This window comes from Martinezella sp. CNPSo 3795 (assembly GCF_057784475.1).
This window is the reverse complement of the sequence record NZ_JBXSOQ010000014.1, coordinates 32,644-49,131: the sequence shown is the minus strand read 5'-3', so window position 1 is coordinate 49,131 and position 16,488 is coordinate 32,644. Positions and strand designations below refer to the sequence as shown.

Annotated in this window: 16 protein-coding genes; 9 read left to right on the top strand and 7 right to left on the bottom strand. The window is 57.6% G+C overall.

Annotation, left to right across the window (positions count from 1 at the left end; all coding sequences use genetic code 11):
* Window positions 1–18 precede the first annotated feature (18 nt).
* Window positions 19–393 carry a winged helix-turn-helix transcriptional regulator gene (locus tag AC13QY_RS27995; protein WP_113332802.1) on the bottom strand — a complete coding sequence of 125 codons (375 nt, stop codon included), beginning with the start codon at window positions 391–393 and terminating at the stop codon, window positions 19–21.
* An 84-nt stretch (window positions 394–477) separates the two neighbouring features.
* On the opposite strand from AC13QY_RS27995, the gene AC13QY_RS27990 reads away from it, so the two are divergent.
* Together AC13QY_RS27990 and AC13QY_RS27985 are read left to right on the top strand one after the other, a co-directional pair.
* Entirely contained in the window at window positions 478–1,095 is a 618-nt protein-coding gene (locus tag AC13QY_RS27990) for an FMN-dependent NADH-azoreductase (RefSeq protein ID WP_113332801.1), read from the top strand.
* A 175-nt stretch (window positions 1,096–1,270) separates the two neighbouring features.
* Entirely contained in the window at window positions 1,271–1,888 is a 618-nt protein-coding gene (locus AC13QY_RS27985) for a glycosyltransferase family 29 protein (protein ID WP_113390115.1), read from the top strand.
* A 37-nt stretch (window positions 1,889–1,925) separates the two neighbouring features.
* Here AC13QY_RS27985 and AC13QY_RS27980 read toward each other — a convergent pair whose 3' ends face one another.
* Entirely contained in the window at window positions 1,926–2,903 is a 978-nt protein-coding gene (locus tag AC13QY_RS27980) for a DUF1402 family protein (RefSeq protein WP_113352428.1), read from the bottom strand.
* 202 nt (window positions 2,904–3,105) lie between these two features.
* On the opposite strand from AC13QY_RS27980, the gene AC13QY_RS27975 reads away from it, so the two are divergent.
* Entirely contained in the window at window positions 3,106–3,441 is a 336-nt protein-coding gene (locus AC13QY_RS27975) for a hypothetical protein (protein ID WP_113352490.1), read from the top strand.
* A 50-nt stretch (window positions 3,442–3,491) separates the two neighbouring features.
* On the opposite strand, the gene AC13QY_RS27970 is transcribed toward AC13QY_RS27975, so the two are convergent.
* Window positions 3,492–4,103 carry a transglutaminase-like cysteine peptidase gene (locus tag AC13QY_RS27970; protein ID WP_233788663.1) on the bottom strand — a complete coding sequence of 204 codons (612 nt, stop codon included), beginning with the start codon at window positions 4,101–4,103 and terminating at the stop codon, window positions 3,492–3,494.
* A gap of 328 nt (window positions 4,104–4,431) precedes the next feature.
* On the opposite strand from AC13QY_RS27970, the gene AC13QY_RS27965 reads away from it, so the two are divergent.
* A complete protein-coding gene (locus AC13QY_RS27965) occupies window positions 4,432–6,903 on the top strand; it encodes a glycoside hydrolase family 3 C-terminal domain-containing protein (protein WP_145634161.1) in 2,472 nt (823 codons plus the stop codon).
* Between the two features lie 102 nt (window positions 6,904–7,005).
* Here the strand turns inward: AC13QY_RS27965 and AC13QY_RS27960 are convergent, their stop codons facing one another.
* Window positions 7,006–9,084, bottom strand: a complete 2,079-nt coding sequence (locus tag AC13QY_RS27960) for a putative bifunctional diguanylate cyclase/phosphodiesterase (RefSeq protein WP_145634159.1) — start codon at window positions 9,082–9,084, stop codon at window positions 7,006–7,008.
* 519 nt (window positions 9,085–9,603) lie between these two features.
* On the opposite strand from AC13QY_RS27960, the gene AC13QY_RS27955 reads away from it, so the two are divergent.
* Window positions 9,604–10,878: a TadE/TadG family type IV pilus assembly protein gene (locus AC13QY_RS27955; protein WP_113352424.1), complete on the top strand. Its 1,275-nt coding sequence runs from the start codon at window positions 9,604–9,606 to the stop codon at window positions 10,876–10,878.
* A 132-nt stretch (window positions 10,879–11,010) separates the two neighbouring features.
* On the opposite strand, the gene AC13QY_RS27950 is transcribed toward AC13QY_RS27955, so the two are convergent.
* Both AC13QY_RS27950 and AC13QY_RS27945 read right to left on the bottom strand, forming a co-directional pair.
* Window positions 11,011–11,418 (bottom strand): helix-turn-helix domain-containing protein, encoded by a 408-nt coding sequence (locus AC13QY_RS27950; RefSeq protein ID WP_113352489.1) that lies wholly within the window; start codon window positions 11,416–11,418, stop codon window positions 11,011–11,013.
* Between the two features lie 260 nt (window positions 11,419–11,678).
* The gene (locus AC13QY_RS27945; RefSeq protein ID WP_113352423.1) at window positions 11,679–12,575 is read right to left on the bottom strand and encodes a LysR family transcriptional regulator; all 897 of its coding nucleotides are present in this window, start codon (window positions 12,573–12,575) and stop codon (window positions 11,679–11,681) included.
* Window positions 12,576–12,708: 133 nt separating this feature from the next.
* Between AC13QY_RS27945 and AC13QY_RS27940 the strand changes: the two genes are divergently transcribed.
* From AC13QY_RS27940 to queE, 4 genes are all read left to right on the top strand, one after another.
* Window positions 12,709–13,815: an aldo/keto reductase gene (locus tag AC13QY_RS27940; RefSeq protein ID WP_113352422.1), complete on the top strand. Its 1,107-nt coding sequence runs from the start codon at window positions 12,709–12,711 to the stop codon at window positions 13,813–13,815.
* A gap of 167 nt (window positions 13,816–13,982) precedes the next feature.
* A complete protein-coding gene (queC, locus tag AC13QY_RS27935) occupies window positions 13,983–14,693 on the top strand; it encodes a 7-cyano-7-deazaguanine synthase QueC (RefSeq protein ID WP_113352421.1) in 711 nt (236 codons plus the stop codon).
* Window positions 14,693–15,049 carry a 6-carboxytetrahydropterin synthase QueD gene (queD, locus tag AC13QY_RS27930; protein ID WP_113332791.1) on the top strand — a complete coding sequence of 119 codons (357 nt, stop codon included), beginning with the start codon at window positions 14,693–14,695 and terminating at the stop codon, window positions 15,047–15,049. The genes queC and queD overlap by 1 nt, the downstream gene beginning before the upstream one ends.
* Window positions 15,046–15,774 (top strand): 7-carboxy-7-deazaguanine synthase QueE, encoded by a 729-nt coding sequence (gene queE / locus AC13QY_RS27925; protein WP_113352420.1) that lies wholly within the window; start codon window positions 15,046–15,048, stop codon window positions 15,772–15,774. Before queD ends, queE begins: the two co-directional genes overlap by 4 nt.
* Window positions 15,775–15,869: 95 nt before the next feature.
* Here the strand turns inward: queE and nrcR are convergent, their stop codons facing one another.
* Window positions 15,870–16,226 (bottom strand): transcriptional regulator NrcR, encoded by a 357-nt coding sequence (nrcR, locus tag AC13QY_RS27920; protein WP_113332789.1) that lies wholly within the window; start codon window positions 16,224–16,226, stop codon window positions 15,870–15,872.
* Window positions 16,227–16,488 lie beyond the last annotated feature (262 nt).

Here is a 16,488-nt window from a genome sequence, read left to right as displayed (position 1 = left end):
CGACCGAAATGCCTCACCCTACCGTTTGTCGTATTGGGCGCGTGCCTCCTGAATGACATCCTGATTGGCGGTTGCCCATCCCACAAGCGCCATCACCGGACCAAGCAGTTCCCGACCGGATTTGGTGAGTTCATAGTCCACTCGGGGCGGAATGGTGGGGAATAGCGTGCGCGTCACCAGGCCGTCGCGCTCCAGCCCGCGCAGCGTCAACGTCAGCATTCGCTGAGAAATGCCATCGATCCGCCGCCGCAACTCGTTGAACCGTACAGGGCCATCTTTGAGAATGGCGATGACGTACAAGCTCCATTTATCGCCGATGCGATCGAGAATTTCCCGCACCATCCGGCAATCGTCGAAATGGGGGATGGGAAAATCAATGTCATTCAGTGTCATGAATGTGCCTTCTTGCGGAGAATGAATTAGTTACATTAATAGCGTTGGTCACAATTATTTACCACTCATATTAGGAGTCAGCAAATGACCAACATTCTCGTCGTAACCTCGAGCCCGCGAGGGGCCGAAGGCCTGTCCACACGCTTCGCAACCGAGATCGCGGAAGGGCTCAAAGATCGCTTGGGCGGAACGCTCGTGATACGCGACTTGGCAGCTCAACCGCTGCCGCATATCACGCTGGCCTATATCGAAGGCCGTATGGCACCCTCGCAGGCGCGGACGCCGGAACAGACTGAAGCCGTAGCACTTGCAGAGACATTGGTGAACGAGGTCAAGGCCGCCGAGGTGATCGTTATCGGTTCCGGAATGATCAACTTCAGTCTGTCTTCCCAACTCAAAGCCTGGATGGATCATATCATCTGGCCCGGCGTCACCTTCAGCTATGATGCGAGCGGCGTTAACGGCCTTCTGAGCGGCAAGAAAGCCTATGTGGTGACGGCCAGTGGTGGCGTCTTCTCCGAGGGTGTCCATGCAGCCTTCGATTTTCAGACGAACTATCTGGAGCATCTGCTCGGCTTCATGGGCATAACCGACATCGAAACTGTCCGCCTCGAAGGCACGGCTCACGGCGCCGAGGCGACAAATGCGGCCATTGCCAAAGCCGAAATGCAGATACGTTCTGCGCTCGAACAGGCAGCGTGATTGGTCGCAACACGGTCCTTACAAAATGGGCTCGTGCCTTATGGGCCGAGCCCATTTTTCCTTCAGCGCACAGCCGATCCCGGAGGGGCCGCATTTCATTTCCGCATCATCAGCGGTTCAGCGCTTTGTCAGAACGGCTTGTTAATGCACGGCCCGTATTTTCTGGACGACCGCATTGGCGCGTAAGACTGCAATCATTGTCGGCAATGGAAAGCTGGAACGCGATATCGCCGGTATCGTAGACGAGGCGCAATTCGTCATGCGTTTCAACGAACCGGTCCTTTCCGAAGGCATGAGCGGCGAGCGCACCGACATGATCATGCTGGCCGCATCAAGCAAGATCTTGTATCGGCGGCTTCTCGATCCGAGCTTCATGGATAATGCCGCGCTCAAGGCCGCAAAGGTCTTCATGCTGGCCTATCACCCCGATATCATTCGCAAATATCACCCCCGACCGAACATCTTCCAGCGTCTGCAGGGTCGAAAGGCTGACTGGACGATGCAGGCAATCGAGTTGCTGGGCAGGGCCGGCAAGGAGATCCGCATCATGCCGCCTCAGACCTACATTGACGGCTGCGGCGAGCTCGGTATTTCCGGGCGTCGCATGCACAAGGTCTTTCCTAGCACAGGCTTCCTCGGCATCTGTTATGCGCTTTCAAGGTTTCCCGCCTCGGAATGGGACATCAAGCTGTGCGGCTTTGGCTGGGAGGGATGGAAGCGGCATGATTGGCAGAATGAAAGAGCCTGGGTCGAAAACAAGATTGCCAATGATCGCGTCAGCCTGATCGCCTGATCAAACCGGTGTTCTTCATGGATAAAGTTCTGGCGGCTTACTGGCTATTGTCGCTGCCGAGCAACCCACGAAGCTCCGGCAGTTTGTCGTTCACCAGCCAGCCATAATAATTTTCTTCCGGCAATTTCTTCCCGCCCGAAGCATCCGCCGCCTGCCGCAGGGCAGCCGCACGGCGGCGCGGCTGGCCGACATTGTAAAGCGTTGCCGTCAGGCCGGGATTGTCGGTGATGTCGAAACCCTCCGCGCGATAGGCGTCAATGGCATCCTTTACGATGGCGGCAATATAGATCACGCTGCGATCGGGATCCATGATGTCGCGGTAGATCGCCTGCGGATCATCGACCGATAGCTTCGGCAGGCCGCTTGTCGCGTGGACGAGATCGGTGACTTCAAGGGCGGTCAAAGGGCTGATCTGGCCAAGACCGAAGGTCTGGCCCGCAAAGAAGGGCTGAAAGAACGCGCGCTGGAACGTCATGTTTTCATAAGTGACACCATCGATGACCTTGCCTCGAAAACTCTTGTCCCAGGTCTCGTCGCGGCATTCCCAAAGTTCGGCGCTGCCGGTGAAGGCGTTGCAATGGGCGAATTCCGGCTTCTTCAGGAAGGTTTGGACCGTCACGTCCTTATAGGCGAATTTGAAATCGGACTGCGAATAGGCGAGCGCCTTGACGTAGTAGGACTTCACCCTGTTGACGATCGTGATGTTGTAGGTGTGTTCGCCGACCAGGGCGCCAACAATGTGGATGGGGTCGATCCCATAGGCCTGCCCGGCCTTCCTGATCGAGGCCATCAGCTCCTTGTCGTCGCGAAGCACGCCGATGATCTTCTGGTATTTTTCGTCGTAGGTGGTGTTGAAGGCCTTGGCCCGCAGTACCGAAGTATTGGGGATGGGCGGCTGAACGCTGTTGCGATTGCCTGGCGGCACGCGCACGAGCTCACGCGCAGAAACCGCGTTCGTGAATGCAAGGATAAAAAGAAGACCGAGTGCCGGGAGTATCGACAGGCGTGTTCGCATTCGCAAAGTGGCTTTCCAAAAATATTCCCCGGCGCGGGGACGATCTTGATACGCGATCGCTATCCGAAGGCAAGAGCGTAAGCTTCTTCCGTCTCACGAATCACAATAAACTTCGATCAAAGCAGCTCTCGGCTGCACAGGCATAGGGGATATGGCCGTCCAGGGTTGCGTTCCCGTGGTCCGGGCTTTCGAAAGGATGTCGATGCAACATCTCGTGATCGCAGGGAGCATCTTGCTTGCAGCCGCCCCCGGCGAAGCTTTGCCGACGATGGCGGATGTTCCGGCGCTGGCCAAGGCGGCGGTCGCGCGGCGAATAGAGGTGCCGCCCTCAGCTATCCATATTCTGGAAGCCAAGCCGAGCGAACGAATGCCGGGCTTCGTCGTTTGCGGTCGTGTCGATACGGGAACTACAAATGACGGCGCCGGTGCGGAAGGTGCAGAACGCTTCTTCGTCGTCATCCCCGGCAATTTTGCCATTCTGGACCAGGATGGGAAAGGCCTGGTCGACAGCTATTGGGCCGCCAATCACTGCGAGTGAGACGCCAGTGCCTTGCTGATCATGGCAAGCTCTTCGGGTGTGCGACCGGATTACAGCCGAACCCAATTGTTCGGATTGTCGGCCGTCTGGCGCTTGATGAAAGTGTAGCCCGTTCCGCTCCAGTTTTTCACCGTATCGGTGAGATTGTCGAGGATGAGATCGCCATTATTGGTGCGCGCCATCAAGACAAGATGTCCTTCGTTATGGGTATCGAGGACGACCGTCAGCAGCAGAGCAGATCGCGGCCAGCCTGCTTCCACGAGCAATTTCTTCTTTAAGAGAACATAGTCATTGCAGTTGCCGGCACCATCGTCGGGATAGGTCCACCAGTTGATGATGCCGAGCTTGTAGATGCCGTAATGATCGTTGTCGCCGACACCCTCGATCTCATGATTGACGAGGCTGTTGATCTGCTGCAGCTGCTCCCAGCGATCATGATCGAGATCGGCGAACTCCACGCTTTTTTGGCCAGCCACGCATTCGGCTGGCTGCGCTTTGCAGAAGCTCGTCCAGCCGACGGGCACGCTCGCTTCCGTCACCTCACGCGCAAACTGATGTGCGTGTGCCGCGGCGGTATTGGCCACGGGTTTTGCCGTTGTCGCTGTCGAAAACAGCAGGCCGGCGACGAAGAGAAAGCTTGCAGCGACTAGAAGTGAACGCATACTCGGCTCCATGAGTTGGGCTCATGAAATCCGACGCGGTCAAATTTATTCGGAAAAAGATTATTCGCATTTTATCGAACCGGCGCTTTTGACCGGTACGGCAATCAGGGACGTCCATTCCTGTGCCGAACTTATGATTTCCGATCGGTTGCGAAGCGTGCTCCGTAGCGGCTGCGACCTGAATGTCGGCAAAAAAAGATATGGAATTTCATTCACATATCGCACTATCGGAAGAACATCTGGCGTGTTTATGATTTGTTGGTCTTAAATGCGAATCTCCATCGCGGATGGACGATGGAACAGCCAGCGAATTGCTCGGGAGGCCTTTATGATCGACGATATTCTCGACCGGATGACGCTTGAAGAGCAGGTTTCGCTGCTGTCCGGCGCCGATTTCTGGACCACGGTGCCGGTCGAGCGCCTTGGTGTTCCGAAGATCAAGGTTACGGATGGGCCGAACGGAGCCCGCGGTGCCGGCTCGCTGGTTGCGGGCGTCAATGCCGCCTGCTTTCCCGTCGCCATCGCCCTTGGCGCGACATGGAATCCGGCTCTTGTCGAGCGCATGGGTGTGGCACTTGCCGGTCAGGCCAAGAGCAAGGGCGCCTCGGTGCTGTTGGCGCCGACGGTCAATATTCACCGCTCCGGTCTCAACGGCCGCAATTTCGAATGCTATTCTGAAGATCCGATGCTGACGGCCGCGCTTGCCATCGCCTATATCCAGGGCGTACAAAGCCAGGGCATTGCGGCCACGATCAAGCATTTCGCCGGCAACGAATCCGAGATCGAGCGCCAGACGATGTCGTCGGATATCGACGAGCGCGCTCTTCGCGAAATCTATCTGCCGCCGTTCGAGCAGGCTGTGAAGAAGGCTGGCGTCATGGCCGTCATGTCCTCCTACAACCGGCTGAACGGCACCTATACGAGCGAGCATCCCTGGCTGCTGACCAAAGTTTTGCGACAGGAGTGGGGTTTCGACGGCATCGTCATGTCGGACTGGTTCGGTTCGCATTCGACGGCGGCGACCATCAATGCCGGGCTCGATCTCGAAATGCCCGGTCCGACGCGCGACCGTGGCGAAAAGCTGGTGGCGACGGTCCGCAATGGCGAGGTTGAGCCGAAGACGGTGCGCGAAGCCGCCCGCCGCATTCTGACGTTGCTGGAGCGTGTCGGCGCCTTCGAGAAGGTGCCCGATTTGAGCGAACACGCGCTCGATCTGCCTGGGGACCGCGCGTTGATCCGCGAGCTCGGAGCCGAGGGTGCCGTGCTCTTGAAGAACGACGGCATTCTGCCGCTGCAGAAGGCAGGGCTTGGGCATGTGGCGGTTATCGGGCCGAATGCTGCCGAAGCGCGTGTCATGGGCGGCGGCAGCGCCCAGATTGCCGCCCACTACAGGGTCAGCCCATTGGAAGGCATCCGGCAGGCACTATCGAATGCCAACAGCATTCACCATGCCCCCGGCTGCCGCAACAATCGCCTTATCAATGTCTTCTCCGGTGAGATGCGGGTAGAGTATTTTAAGGGCCGCGATCTTGCAGGACCGGTGATCGCCACCGAAACGGCAAGCAAGGGCGAATTCTTCTGGTTCGACCTGCCGTCCTCGGAACTCGATCCCAATGAGTTCTCCGCCCGCATGACGGCCTCCTATGTGCCGACGGATAGCGGCGAGCATGTATTCGGCATGACGAATGCAGGCCTTGCCAGGCTCTTTGTCGACGACAAGCTCGTCGTGAATGGCTATGACGGCTGGGCCCGAGGCGACAATTATTTCGGCACGGCCAATGTCGAGCAGCGGCAAGGCATCCATCTGGAAGCCGGACAGAGCTACAAGGTGGCGGTGGAGTATTGCTCTTCCGCGACGACCGAGGAGGGGATCAATCTGACGGCGGTACGCTTCGGTGTGGAGAAGCCGCTCGGTGAAGAGGCCATGCTGGATGCCGTTGAGAAGGCAAGGAATGCGGATGTCGTTCTGCTCTTTGTCGGCCGCGACGGCGAATGGGATACGGAAGGACTCGATCTGCCTGACATGCATCTGCCGGGCCGGCAAGAGGAATTGATCGACCGCGTGGCGGCCGCTAATGCCAATACGATTGTCGTGCTGCAGACCGGTGGCCCCATCGAGATGCCGTGGCTCGACAAGGTTCGGGCCGTGTTGCAGATGTGGTATCCCGGCCAGGAACTCGGCCACGCCGTTGCCGATGTGCTCTTCGGCGATGTCGAGCCCGGCGGGCGCCTGCCACAGACCTTCCCGAAGCGCTTGTCGGATAACTCCGCCATGGTTGGTGATGCGTCGATCTATCCTGGCAAGGATGGGCATGTGCGCTATGCTGAGGGCGTTTTCGTCGGATATCGTCATCACGATACGCGCGATATCGAGCCCCTGTTCCCCTTCGGCTTCGGTCTTGGCTATACGCGATTTTCCTGGGGCGAGGCGCAAGCTTCGGCAACGACGATGGGCGCGGAGGGCATCACCATCATGGTCGATGTCACCAATATCGGCGACAGAACCGGTTCCGAACTCGTGCAGCTTTATGTGCGCGCGCCTGCTTCGGCAGTCGAGCGGCCGGACAAGGAGTTACGTGCCTTTGCCAAGCTTCGGCTTGAGCCCGGTGAACAGGGGACGGCTTCGCTTGTCGTGCGCCCACGCGATCTGAGCTATTTCGACGAGCAGACCGGAACATTTCGAGCTATCGCCGGTCGCTATGAGCTTCTCGTGGGCGCCAATGCTCTCGATATCCGCTCCACAGTTGCAATCGAGCTCGCGAGCGAATGGATCGGCGAGGTTTCGGATCGCTCGATCTGATATCGCGAACGGATGCGGCTGACAAAATCGAAGAATGAAAGGAGGGCACCGGTTTGCGCCCTGCAATTGCTGCAGATATTGCATTGACGCGTGAGGAACGTCCTAGCGACGCCGCATGCGATAGGGCGGCAACCGGCCGGAAAATGCCAATGCTTCATCGTCCTCCACGGACGTCTCCTCTTGAAAGATTTGCCCGACGGGCTTCGGCCGTCCGAGGAAGAAGCCTTGCGCCTCGTCGCAACCCTCGACACGGAGGATTTCAAGCTGATGGTTGGTCTCGACGCCTTCCGCGAGAACAGGGATATCCAGGCTCTTGCCGAGCGTGAGCACGGCGCGGACGATCGCTTTTGCCTGAATGCTGTGATCCACTTCGTTCATGAAGGAGCGATCGAGCTTGATTTTGTCGAAGGGGAAGGAGCGAAGCGTATCGAGCGACGAATATCCTGTTCCGAAATCGTCGATGGCAACGGTCACGCCAAGAGCCCGGATCTGTCGCAGGACATGTAAAGTACGAGTTTTGTCGGCAATGATTGTGGATTCGGTAATCTCAAGCTCCAGCCGCGACGGAGCAAGGCCGGTTTCGATAAGGATCGCATGAACGAGTTTTGCGAGATCGGCATGAGCAAATTGTACGGGTGATAGGTTGACGGCGATCTTGTAGGGCTGCTCCCATGACGCTGCCTCCTTGCAGGCCGTGCGCAAAACCCATTCGCCGATGATAAGGATCGTGCCGCTTTCTTCGGCGATCGGAATGAATTCCGAAGGCGGCACAGCACCATGCTCGGGATGATGCCAGCGGACGAGGACCTCGTAGCCGCAGATCTGCCCTGTGCGAACCGAGGTCTGCACCTGATAGTGCAGATCGAGCTGATCCAGTTCGACAGCACGGCGCAGGTCCTGGGCCAGCGTATGACGGGCGCGGGCAGCTTCATCCATCTTGGATTCATAAAAGCAGACTGCGCGGCCGATATCGGCCTTGGCGCGATACATTGCGAGATCGGCATTGCTGACGAGGCGCTCCTGGTCGACGCCATCGTCCGGATAGACGGCAACGCCGATGCTGGCCCCTGTCGCCGTCTCGAAATCGTCGATCCGGATGGGCTCGAACAGGACCTTCTCCAGTCGGGCAACGAAATCCAGCAGTTCGCTCTGCTCCCGGAAGCGCTTGGCCGCGGCAAACTCGTCACCACCGACGCGTGCGACGAACTCGCCGTCCCTGACGAGGCGGAGCAGCCGGCGTCCAATCGCCTTAAGTGCCTGATCGCCAGCCTTGTGTCCCCGCAGGTCGTTGATTTCCTTGAAGCGATCGAGGTCAATGCCGATGACTGCAAGCTTCACGCCGTCTTCGCTGGCATGTCCCATCTCGCGTTGAAGATGGTCGGCAAAGCTGCTGCGATTGGGCAGGCCCGTCAGCAGGTCGTTGAGGGCCATATGCTGAAGTTTTTCGATGGATTCGCGCGAGGCTCGCTCGTCGATCATATAGCTTGCCACGCCGGTGCCGATGATAAGCAACCCACCGCCCGCCACGGCAACGGCCATGGCCTTCAGTGCGTAGGCGTCAGCGATGGCTGCGCCGGTTACAAGCGGGGTGACCGATACGGCGGTCATTGCCGTAAAGTGAAGCGAAACCACGGCGATGACGAAAAGAGCGAGGCCGGCGATCGGGGAGAGCTGCCAAGGCCGGCGCACCGCCTGATTGAGCGCAAGCGCCGCAAAAATCACCGAAAGTGCGACCGAGGCGACAACATAGCCCTGGTTCCACTCAACGATCCCGTCGACGTGATAGGCCAGCATGCCTGTATAGTGCATGGTGGTGATGGCAAGGCCGACGACGGCTCCGCCGAATTCCGGTGCAACGCGCGGCACGCGCGACAAGGCGATCGCAAAACCGCCGGCACAGCCGATGGCAGCCAAAAGAAAGGAGGCCATCGTCAGGATCGGATCGAAGGTGACCGGCGCACCGACCTCGTAGGCCAGCATGGCAATGAAATGCGTGCACCAGATCGAAGATCCAGCCGCCACGGCCGTCAGAAAGATCCAGCCGCCACGCTGAAGTTCGAGCGTCCTTTCGGCTCGCTTGAGCAAATTGAGCGTGATCCAGCCGCCACTGACGCAGACGAACGCGGCGAGAAGAACGAGCCACAGATTGTGTTCCGTGAAGATGCAGGAAAGAACGCGCACGTAAAGATCCCAACCATAGCCATCAGGGCGAAGAAGACAGTTGCAACGACGGCTGCCGCACCTGAAATCGATGGCGATTGCTTTCGCGGGTAAACACTAAAAATCGGGTAAAGACACTTCGGGTAGATTTGCAATTTTTGCGTTATTTTTATGGTGCCTGTCTCGCGTATATATTGCGGATCATGCGTCTTTCTTCATGAAATGTTCGGTTTATGCCCGATTTAAGGCCGTCGGAGTGTGAGTACCGTATCGAACTTCATTCAATTCGACCACGGGATCGACGACTATATCCTGTATTCTTGGTAAATTTCCTCTCAATTTTTGCAGTATAAATAAGAAGTTTGCTCTTATGAGAATCTAAATATTTTCGTTCGATAATATAAATAAGTATATTTGAAAGTAATAATACTTTCGATTCGCGAATGTTTTGAAAATACAACTTATGCTACAGAGAGCTTGCTCGTGAAGAGATTCAGGATCTATCCACAATCGTTTGTCGCATTGCGCAAACTATCAGGGATGCTGTTTGCGGACTGTTCGGGGAATTTCGCAATCACGACGGCGCTGGTTGCCGTTCCGTTGATCGCGGTGGGTGGTCTGGCGCTCGATGTTACCAATGCGATGCTCGTCAGAACGGAATTGCAAAATGCCGCCGACGCCGCTGCTGTGGGTGCAATCGCGGATTCATCTCCTGCGGTTGCGGCTGCCATGGCGATGACAAGCGACGGCACCGTCACGATCGGTCAAGGCGACGCCAACAAGCTCTTCTACGGCCAGGCGTCCAGCGATCTTCAGAATATACCGGTCAGTGTCAGCGCCGGGGTAACCCGCACCGGCAATATCGTCTCTTCCACGGTCAATTTTTCGGCGAACGTACCGACGACGCTCAGTCAGGTCATCGGCAAGACATCCATTCCCGTCAGCGGTTCGGCATCCGCACAGTATCAGACGGCGAACTTCATGGATTTCTACATGTTGCTGGACAACACGCCATCCATGGGGATCGGTGCTACGCTGAACGATATCAACACGATGGTGGCGCATACGCGAGATAGTTGCGCGTTTGCGTGCCACGACAAGAACGATACAAACAATTACTACAATCTTGCAAAGAGCCTTGGCGTCCAGACCCGCATTGCTGTTGTCGGGCAGGCGACACAGTCGCTTACGGATACTGCTAAGACGAACCGGGTAACACCCGATCAGTACAGAATGGCGGTCTATACATTCGGTGCTGACACTACAACAATTGGCTTGACCAACGTATCGGCGCTGTCATCCGATATGAAGCAGGTCAGCGATACCATCAGCAAGAACGTGGACCTGATGACCGTTCACGGACAGGGCGACAACAACGACCAGGATACGAGCTTCGATACGATGCTGACGCAGCTCGCGCCGATCATCGGAACAGGCGGCAGCGGAAAAACCACTTCCGATCGTCAGAAGGTCCTCTTCCTTGTCACTGACGGCGTCGGTGACAGCAAGAAGCCAAACACCTGCACCAAGCCGACGACGGGCGGGCGTTGCCAGGAGCCGCTCGACACCACCTTCTGTCAGCCCTTGAAGAACCAGAACATCAAGATCGCTATCCTCTATACGACCTATTTTCCCCTGCCGACAAACCCTTGGTACAACCAGTGGATCGCACCCTTTCAATCGCAGATCGGCACCAATTTGCAGACTTGCGCCTCACCCGGCCTCTATTTCGAGGTGAGTCCGACGCAAGGCATCTCGGACGCTATGAACGCCCTGTTCCTGAAGGTCATTCGTACGCCACGTATCACAAGCTGACGGCGAAGCATTGAATTGTCGGGGCAATGAAGGCTGAAGCGGTTTGGGGCTTCACGGAATCATCAAACCGCTCCATCACTTTGTTTCGTAAATTCGGACGGAAAGCCGCCGCGCACTTATTCCGGAATTGCTTTAAGTCAACGCCAGCGACTTGAGCAGGCCGACGATCTTCTGTCGGGTCCTCACATCCTTGATCTTTGCAAAGGCTCGGTTGAGCTCAATACCTTCTTCGGACGAAATGAAACCGACGAGGTCGTTGCGGATCACTCTTGCTTCCTCGGTCGAAACAGGGTTGTCGAAGGCTGCGTTATCGAAGAAGTGCGAGATCGGGACGCCAAGACAGTCGGCAACATGTTGCAGGCGACTTGCGCCGACACGGTTGGCGCCTTTTTCGTATTTCTGAACCTGCTGAAAGGTCAGGCCCAGTTTTTCGGCAAGCGCCGATTGGCTCATACCCAGCAGGCGCCGTTGCGCGCGGATGCGTTTGCCGACTTCGATATCGATCGGGCTGGGCGGCTTTCTCTTCGAAATATCTTGCACGAGTTCCTCTTTCAGACCGGGAGGCTGCCAATCCGACCGACAGGAGGCGAGGGCGAATGCCCCGAACCCATGCATGCCCTCATTGGCGGAGCTTTCCAACTATGACTGCCGAGTGCCGTGAGAGACGGCAATCGCGATTCAGCTGGATCGCGATCCAGCGCTGCATTTCGTGCGTATTTCGTACAATGGCTGCGCGATTTGACCATTCGTTAGCATGTCGATGGGAAGCAAATGGCGCTTTTTGCCCGCCGAGGAGCGACTCAACGATTGATCTGTCGTACCGTGTCGATGAAAGCCCTAAGTTTCGGGGCCAGCTCGGCACGACGCGGAAAGTAGAGAAAAAGGCCTGCTTCCGTCACCGCATAGTCACCTAGAAGGTGGACAAGCCTGCCGGATGTGATCTCCGCCTTGACCAGCGGTTCGAAGACATAGGCCAATCCCACGCCTGCAACGGCCAGCTCTATGGCCGAATGTGCTTCGGTGACGATCGCCTGGCCATTCACCGTCACCGCGACATCCCGCCCATCCTCGACGAATTCCCATTGATAAAGGCCGCCGGAGCGGATCAGGCGGTAACCGATACAATTATGGTTGGAGAGCTCCGCAAGCGTGTTTGGACGCCCGAAACGCCCGATATATCCAGGCGAAGCGACGACGATGGATCGGAAAGGAGGGGTGAGGCGAACGGCGACCATGTCCTGCGCGATCATTTCGCCGACGCGGATGCCGGCGTCGAAACCCTCGGAGACGATATCGGTCAGCCTTTCATCGGAGAAGATTTCCACTTCGACTTCGGGATAGCGTTCGGCCATCGCTGCGATCACGCGTGTGACTGCCAGCGGCAGGCTGATGCGGGATGCATTGATGCGTAACAGTCCGCTTGGCCTGCCCTTGACGGCCCTGATACGCTCGATGCGGTCGTGAATGTCCTGCAGCGCCGGGGTGATGGTGGCGATCAGGCTCTTGCCGGCCTCGGTCAGCGCCACACTCCGCGTCGTGCGGGCAAAGAGGGGCTGGCCGAGCCGTTCTTCCACGAGCCGAACGGCATGGCTAACGGCCGATGCGCTCATGCCCAGTTCGCTGGCGGCGGCGGCAAACCCTCCGCGGCGGGCCACGGCGGCGACGATGGGCAGATGTGGCAGCAGATCGCGATCCATTGCTGCACGATATCGCATAATGCATGCAAATTAAATGATCTTATCGAATAGCTCGAAAACAGCGACTCTAGGTGCATCACGCATCGCCGGGTCGGTCGTGGATACGCCCGGTTAGCCAAAGAGGAGCAGAGCGATGAGCATGGAATTTTATACGCTGGGCAATAGCGGCTTGAAGGTAACACGGCTCGCCCTTGGCACCATGACCTTCGGCACGGAATGGGGTTGGGGAGCAGACAAGGAAACGGCACGGGCGATCTTCAATACTTATGTCGACGCCGGCGGCAATTTCTTCGACACTGCCGATGCCTATACGGGCGGTACGTCTGAGGCTTGGCTCGGTGAATTCATCGCCGAGCGCGGCTTGCGCGACGACGCCGTCATCGCAACCAAGTTCACCATGAACCTTACCGCACAAACGCCGAATGCGGCCGGCAATGGCCGCAAGAATATCCTGCGGGCCGTCGAAGGGTCGTTGAAACGGCTCAACGCGGATTATATCGATCTCTATCTCATGCATTGCTGGGATCGCCTGACGCCGCCAGAGGAGGTGATGCGCACCTTCGATGACCTGGTCCGCTCCGGCAAGGTGCGGCATGTTGGTTTGTCCGATGTTCCGGCATGGTACGCCAGCAGAGCCCAGGCGGTCGCCGAACATCGCGGCTACGAGCCGATCTCCGCACTTCAGCTCGAATATTCGCTGGTCGAACGCAACATCGAAAATGAATTTGTGCCGTTCGGAACGCGTTACGGCGCCGGTATCATGGCCTGGAGCCCGCTTGCGAGCGGTCTGCTGAGCGGCAAATATCGGCCGAGCAGCGAGAGGCAGACCGCCGGCCGGCTGGAAACCGTGCATGGTACGACCAATCCAGGCTTCCAGAAATTCAACGAGCGCAACTGGGCTGTTGTTGCCGAGCTGGAGAAGGTGGCGACCGAGCTCGGCCGCAGCATGGCGCAGGTGGCCGTCAATTGGGCGATGACCCAGCCTGGCCTCGCCTCGATCATCATCGGTGCCACGAAACTGGAACAACTGAGGGACAATCTCGGCGCCCTTGAGTTTACGATACCGAACGAACTGCGGCGGCGCCTGGATGAGGTCAGCGCCCTGCAGGCGACTTTCCCCTATTCCTTCTTCGGATCGGAGATCCAGGGCAGCTTGACGGGCGGCCAAACGGTCGGTGGCAAGCCGGCGGGTTACTATCCAGATCTGAATATTTCCGGGAAGTTTGCTGGGGTCAGCTGACGGCCTTACAAAACCTCGACGCGCCGGCAGGTGCCGGCGCGTTGCCATGAAATGTTGCGGAATGCCTTGTTTCCTCCCGGTTCTGCTGCTAGTGAGCCGGCCGTGGCTTTGAAGAGCCCATGAAATCCGGTCGCAGCCCACCCGGTCAAAACAAGGGATCCTGAATTATGAAGACTATCGTGATCTGCTCCGGCGGATTGGACTCCGTTTCGCTCGCCCATAAGGTCGCAGCCGAATATCAGCTTATCGGCCTCGTCTCCTTCGATTACGGTCAAAGGCACCGCAAGGAGCTGGAATTCGCAAGAGCCTGCGCCAAGCGTCTCGGCGTGCCGCATGAGATCATCGACATCACCGCCATCGGCAAGCATTTGACCGGATCGGCTCTGACAGATGATGTCGCGGTGCCGGATGGGCACTATGCCGAGGAAACCATGAAGGCGACGGTCGTGCCGAACCGCAATGCGATCATGCTGGCGATCGCCTTCGGGCTTGCGGCTGCACAAAAAGCGGACGCTGTTGCCGTCGCGGTTCATGGCGGCGATCATTTCATCTATCCCGACTGTCGCCCGGGTTTCATAGACGCCTTCCAGCAGATGCAGCACCATGCGCTCGACGGCTATGCCAGCGTTTCGCTCTATGCGCCCTATGTGACGATTTCCAAGGCGGATATCGTTGCCGACGGTGCCCGGCACAAGACCCCCTTTGCCGAAACCTGGTCCTGCTACAAAGGCGGGAAACGTCATTGCGGCCGCTGCGGCACCTGCGTTGAGCGGCGCGAGGCCTTTCATCTCGCCGGCATTGAGGATCCGACCGAATATGAGGATGCCGATTTCTGGATTGCTGCGACATCGGGCTTTTCGGCCGAAGAGGTGAAGTGATGTACCGCATCACCAAGGAATTCCACTTCTCCGCCTCGCATCAGCTTTCGCATCTGCCCGATGATCACCAGTGCGCGCGCATGCACGGGCACAATTACATCGTCGTGGTGGAGCTTTCGGCAACAGAACTCGATCAGAACGGCTTCGTGCGAGACTATCATGAGCTACAGCCGTTAAAGCGCTATATCGATGAAACCTTCGATCATCGTCATCTGAACGATGTCTTCGGACACGATCGCGTCACGTCCGAATATCTCGCCAAGCATTTCTACGACTGGTGCAAGGAACGATTGCCGGAAGCATCCGCTGTGCGGGTCAGCGAGACGCCGAAGACCTGGGCGGAATACCGGCCATGAGCGGCGCGCTCATCCGCGTCAGCGAGATCTTCGGGCCGACGATTCAGGGCGAGGGGATCCTGATCGGTCTTCCGACGATTTTCGTGCGCACCGGTGGCTGCGATTATCGCTGCTCCTGGTGCGATACGCTGCATGCCGTCGACAGCGACTATCGCGACCAATGGCGGCCGATGCCGGTCGATGAGATCTGGCAAGAGGTGAAGAGGCTTTCCGGCGGCAAGCCGCTGACGATCTCGCTTTCCGGCGGCAATCCCGCGATCCAGCCGCTCGGCCCGCTGATTGCACGCGGTCATGCGGAGGGATATCGCTTCGCGCTGGAGACTCAAGGGAGCCTGGCCAAGGAGTGGTTTGCCGAACTCGATGTGCTGGTGCTCAGCCCGAAGCCACCTTCGAGTGGCATGACGACGGACTGGATCGCCTTCGACGACTGTCTGCGCATGGCAGGCGACGGACCGCAAATCGCTTTGAAGATCGTCATATTCGACGATCTCGACTATGAATATGCGCGGGACGCGGCCGCTCGCTATCCCCAATTGTCCGTCTATCTGCAACCCGGCAATCACACGCCGCCGCCAGCCGATGCAGAAGATGCGCTTGTCGATATCGACGGCATCGTCGAAAGGATGCGCTGGCTCGTGGAAAAGGTCGGCGATGACCGATGGTTCGAAGCGAGGGTGCTGCCGCAATTGCATGTGATTATCTGGGGAAACAGGCGCGGCGTGTGAGCAATTGCGATTGGCCATAGCATGCCTGCGCGATCCATCGGCATCCGAAATTTGCATTCGGTGGCCGATGGCGGCAAAGCCGCATCGGCTCTTTGTCATGGTTTTTTGTCGTGATCGTCATTGTCGCCGGTCTTCGGTCTCGCCGGTTTGAGTTCGGCGTCGAAAATCCCGGCAAGCGTCTTCAGGATCTGCAGGACGCCTGGATGATCGCAGGTATAATATCTGAACTGCGCCTGGCGGCGCACTTTCACGATACCGGAATGATGCAGGCGGGTCAGGTGCTGGCTGAGCGCCGATTGCGATATTCCCAGCTTCTTGGCCAGGCTGTTCACATCTTCCTCATGGCCGGAAAGATGAATACAGACCTCCAGGCGCTTGGGATTGGAGAGCTGGCTGAGAAGATCTGCATGATAGATGAGACGCTCGTCTTCTGTGGACTGATCTGAGTACATCGCGTGGCCGATCGTTGGTGTTACACTACAGAGCCGCAGCACCGCGAGATTATAAACGCAAAAGTTGCAAAATTATGGTCTAATTTATTGCAAAAACGTTGCGCGTTCGCGGAGCAAACGGCCCTCCCACTTAAGGCTGATCGCAATTGATCACCCCTTCCTTAGCCGACAACTAGGGTCCTATTGTATTTTGGGAATATGTCCCTTCATTCGATTTGCGATTAATCTGTAACAAAATTGAACGAACTGCCTTGTTTTTGTC

Excerpts from the sequence above, each read along its gene's own strand:
- AC13QY_RS27945 (WP_113352423.1), bottom strand. The coding sequence starts at position 12,575 with ATGGATCGCGATCTGCTGCCACATCTGCCCATCGTCGCCGCCGTGGCC.
- queC (WP_113352421.1), top strand. The coding sequence starts at position 13,983 with ATGAAGACTATCGTGATCTGCTCCGGCGGATTGGACTCCGTTTCGCTC.
- AC13QY_RS27975 (WP_113352490.1), top strand. The coding sequence starts at position 3,106 with ATGCAACATCTCGTGATCGCAGGGAGCATCTTGCTTGCAGCCGCCCCC.
- nrcR (WP_113332789.1), bottom strand. The coding sequence starts at position 16,226 with ATGTACTCAGATCAGTCCACAGAAGACGAGCGTCTCATCTATCATGCA.
- AC13QY_RS27940 (WP_113352422.1), top strand. The coding sequence starts at position 12,709 with ATGAGCATGGAATTTTATACGCTGGGCAATAGCGGCTTGAAGGTAACA.
- AC13QY_RS27990 (WP_113332801.1), top strand. The coding sequence starts at position 478 with ATGACCAACATTCTCGTCGTAACCTCGAGCCCGCGAGGGGCCGAAGGC.
- queD (WP_113332791.1), top strand. The coding sequence starts at position 14,693 with ATGTACCGCATCACCAAGGAATTCCACTTCTCCGCCTCGCATCAGCTT.
- AC13QY_RS27995 (WP_113332802.1), bottom strand. The coding sequence starts at position 393 with ATGACACTGAATGACATTGATTTTCCCATCCCCCATTTCGACGATTGC.
- AC13QY_RS27980 (WP_113352428.1), bottom strand. The coding sequence starts at position 2,903 with ATGCGAACACGCCTGTCGATACTCCCGGCACTCGGTCTTCTTTTTATC.
- AC13QY_RS27955 (WP_113352424.1), top strand. The coding sequence starts at position 9,604 with ATGCTGTTTGCGGACTGTTCGGGGAATTTCGCAATCACGACGGCGCTG.
- AC13QY_RS27965 (WP_145634161.1), top strand. The coding sequence starts at position 4,432 with ATGATCGACGATATTCTCGACCGGATGACGCTTGAAGAGCAGGTTTCG.
- queE (WP_113352420.1), top strand. The coding sequence starts at position 15,046 with ATGAGCGGCGCGCTCATCCGCGTCAGCGAGATCTTCGGGCCGACGATT.
- AC13QY_RS27970 (WP_233788663.1), bottom strand. The coding sequence starts at position 4,103 with ATGCGTTCACTTCTAGTCGCTGCAAGCTTTCTCTTCGTCGCCGGCCTG.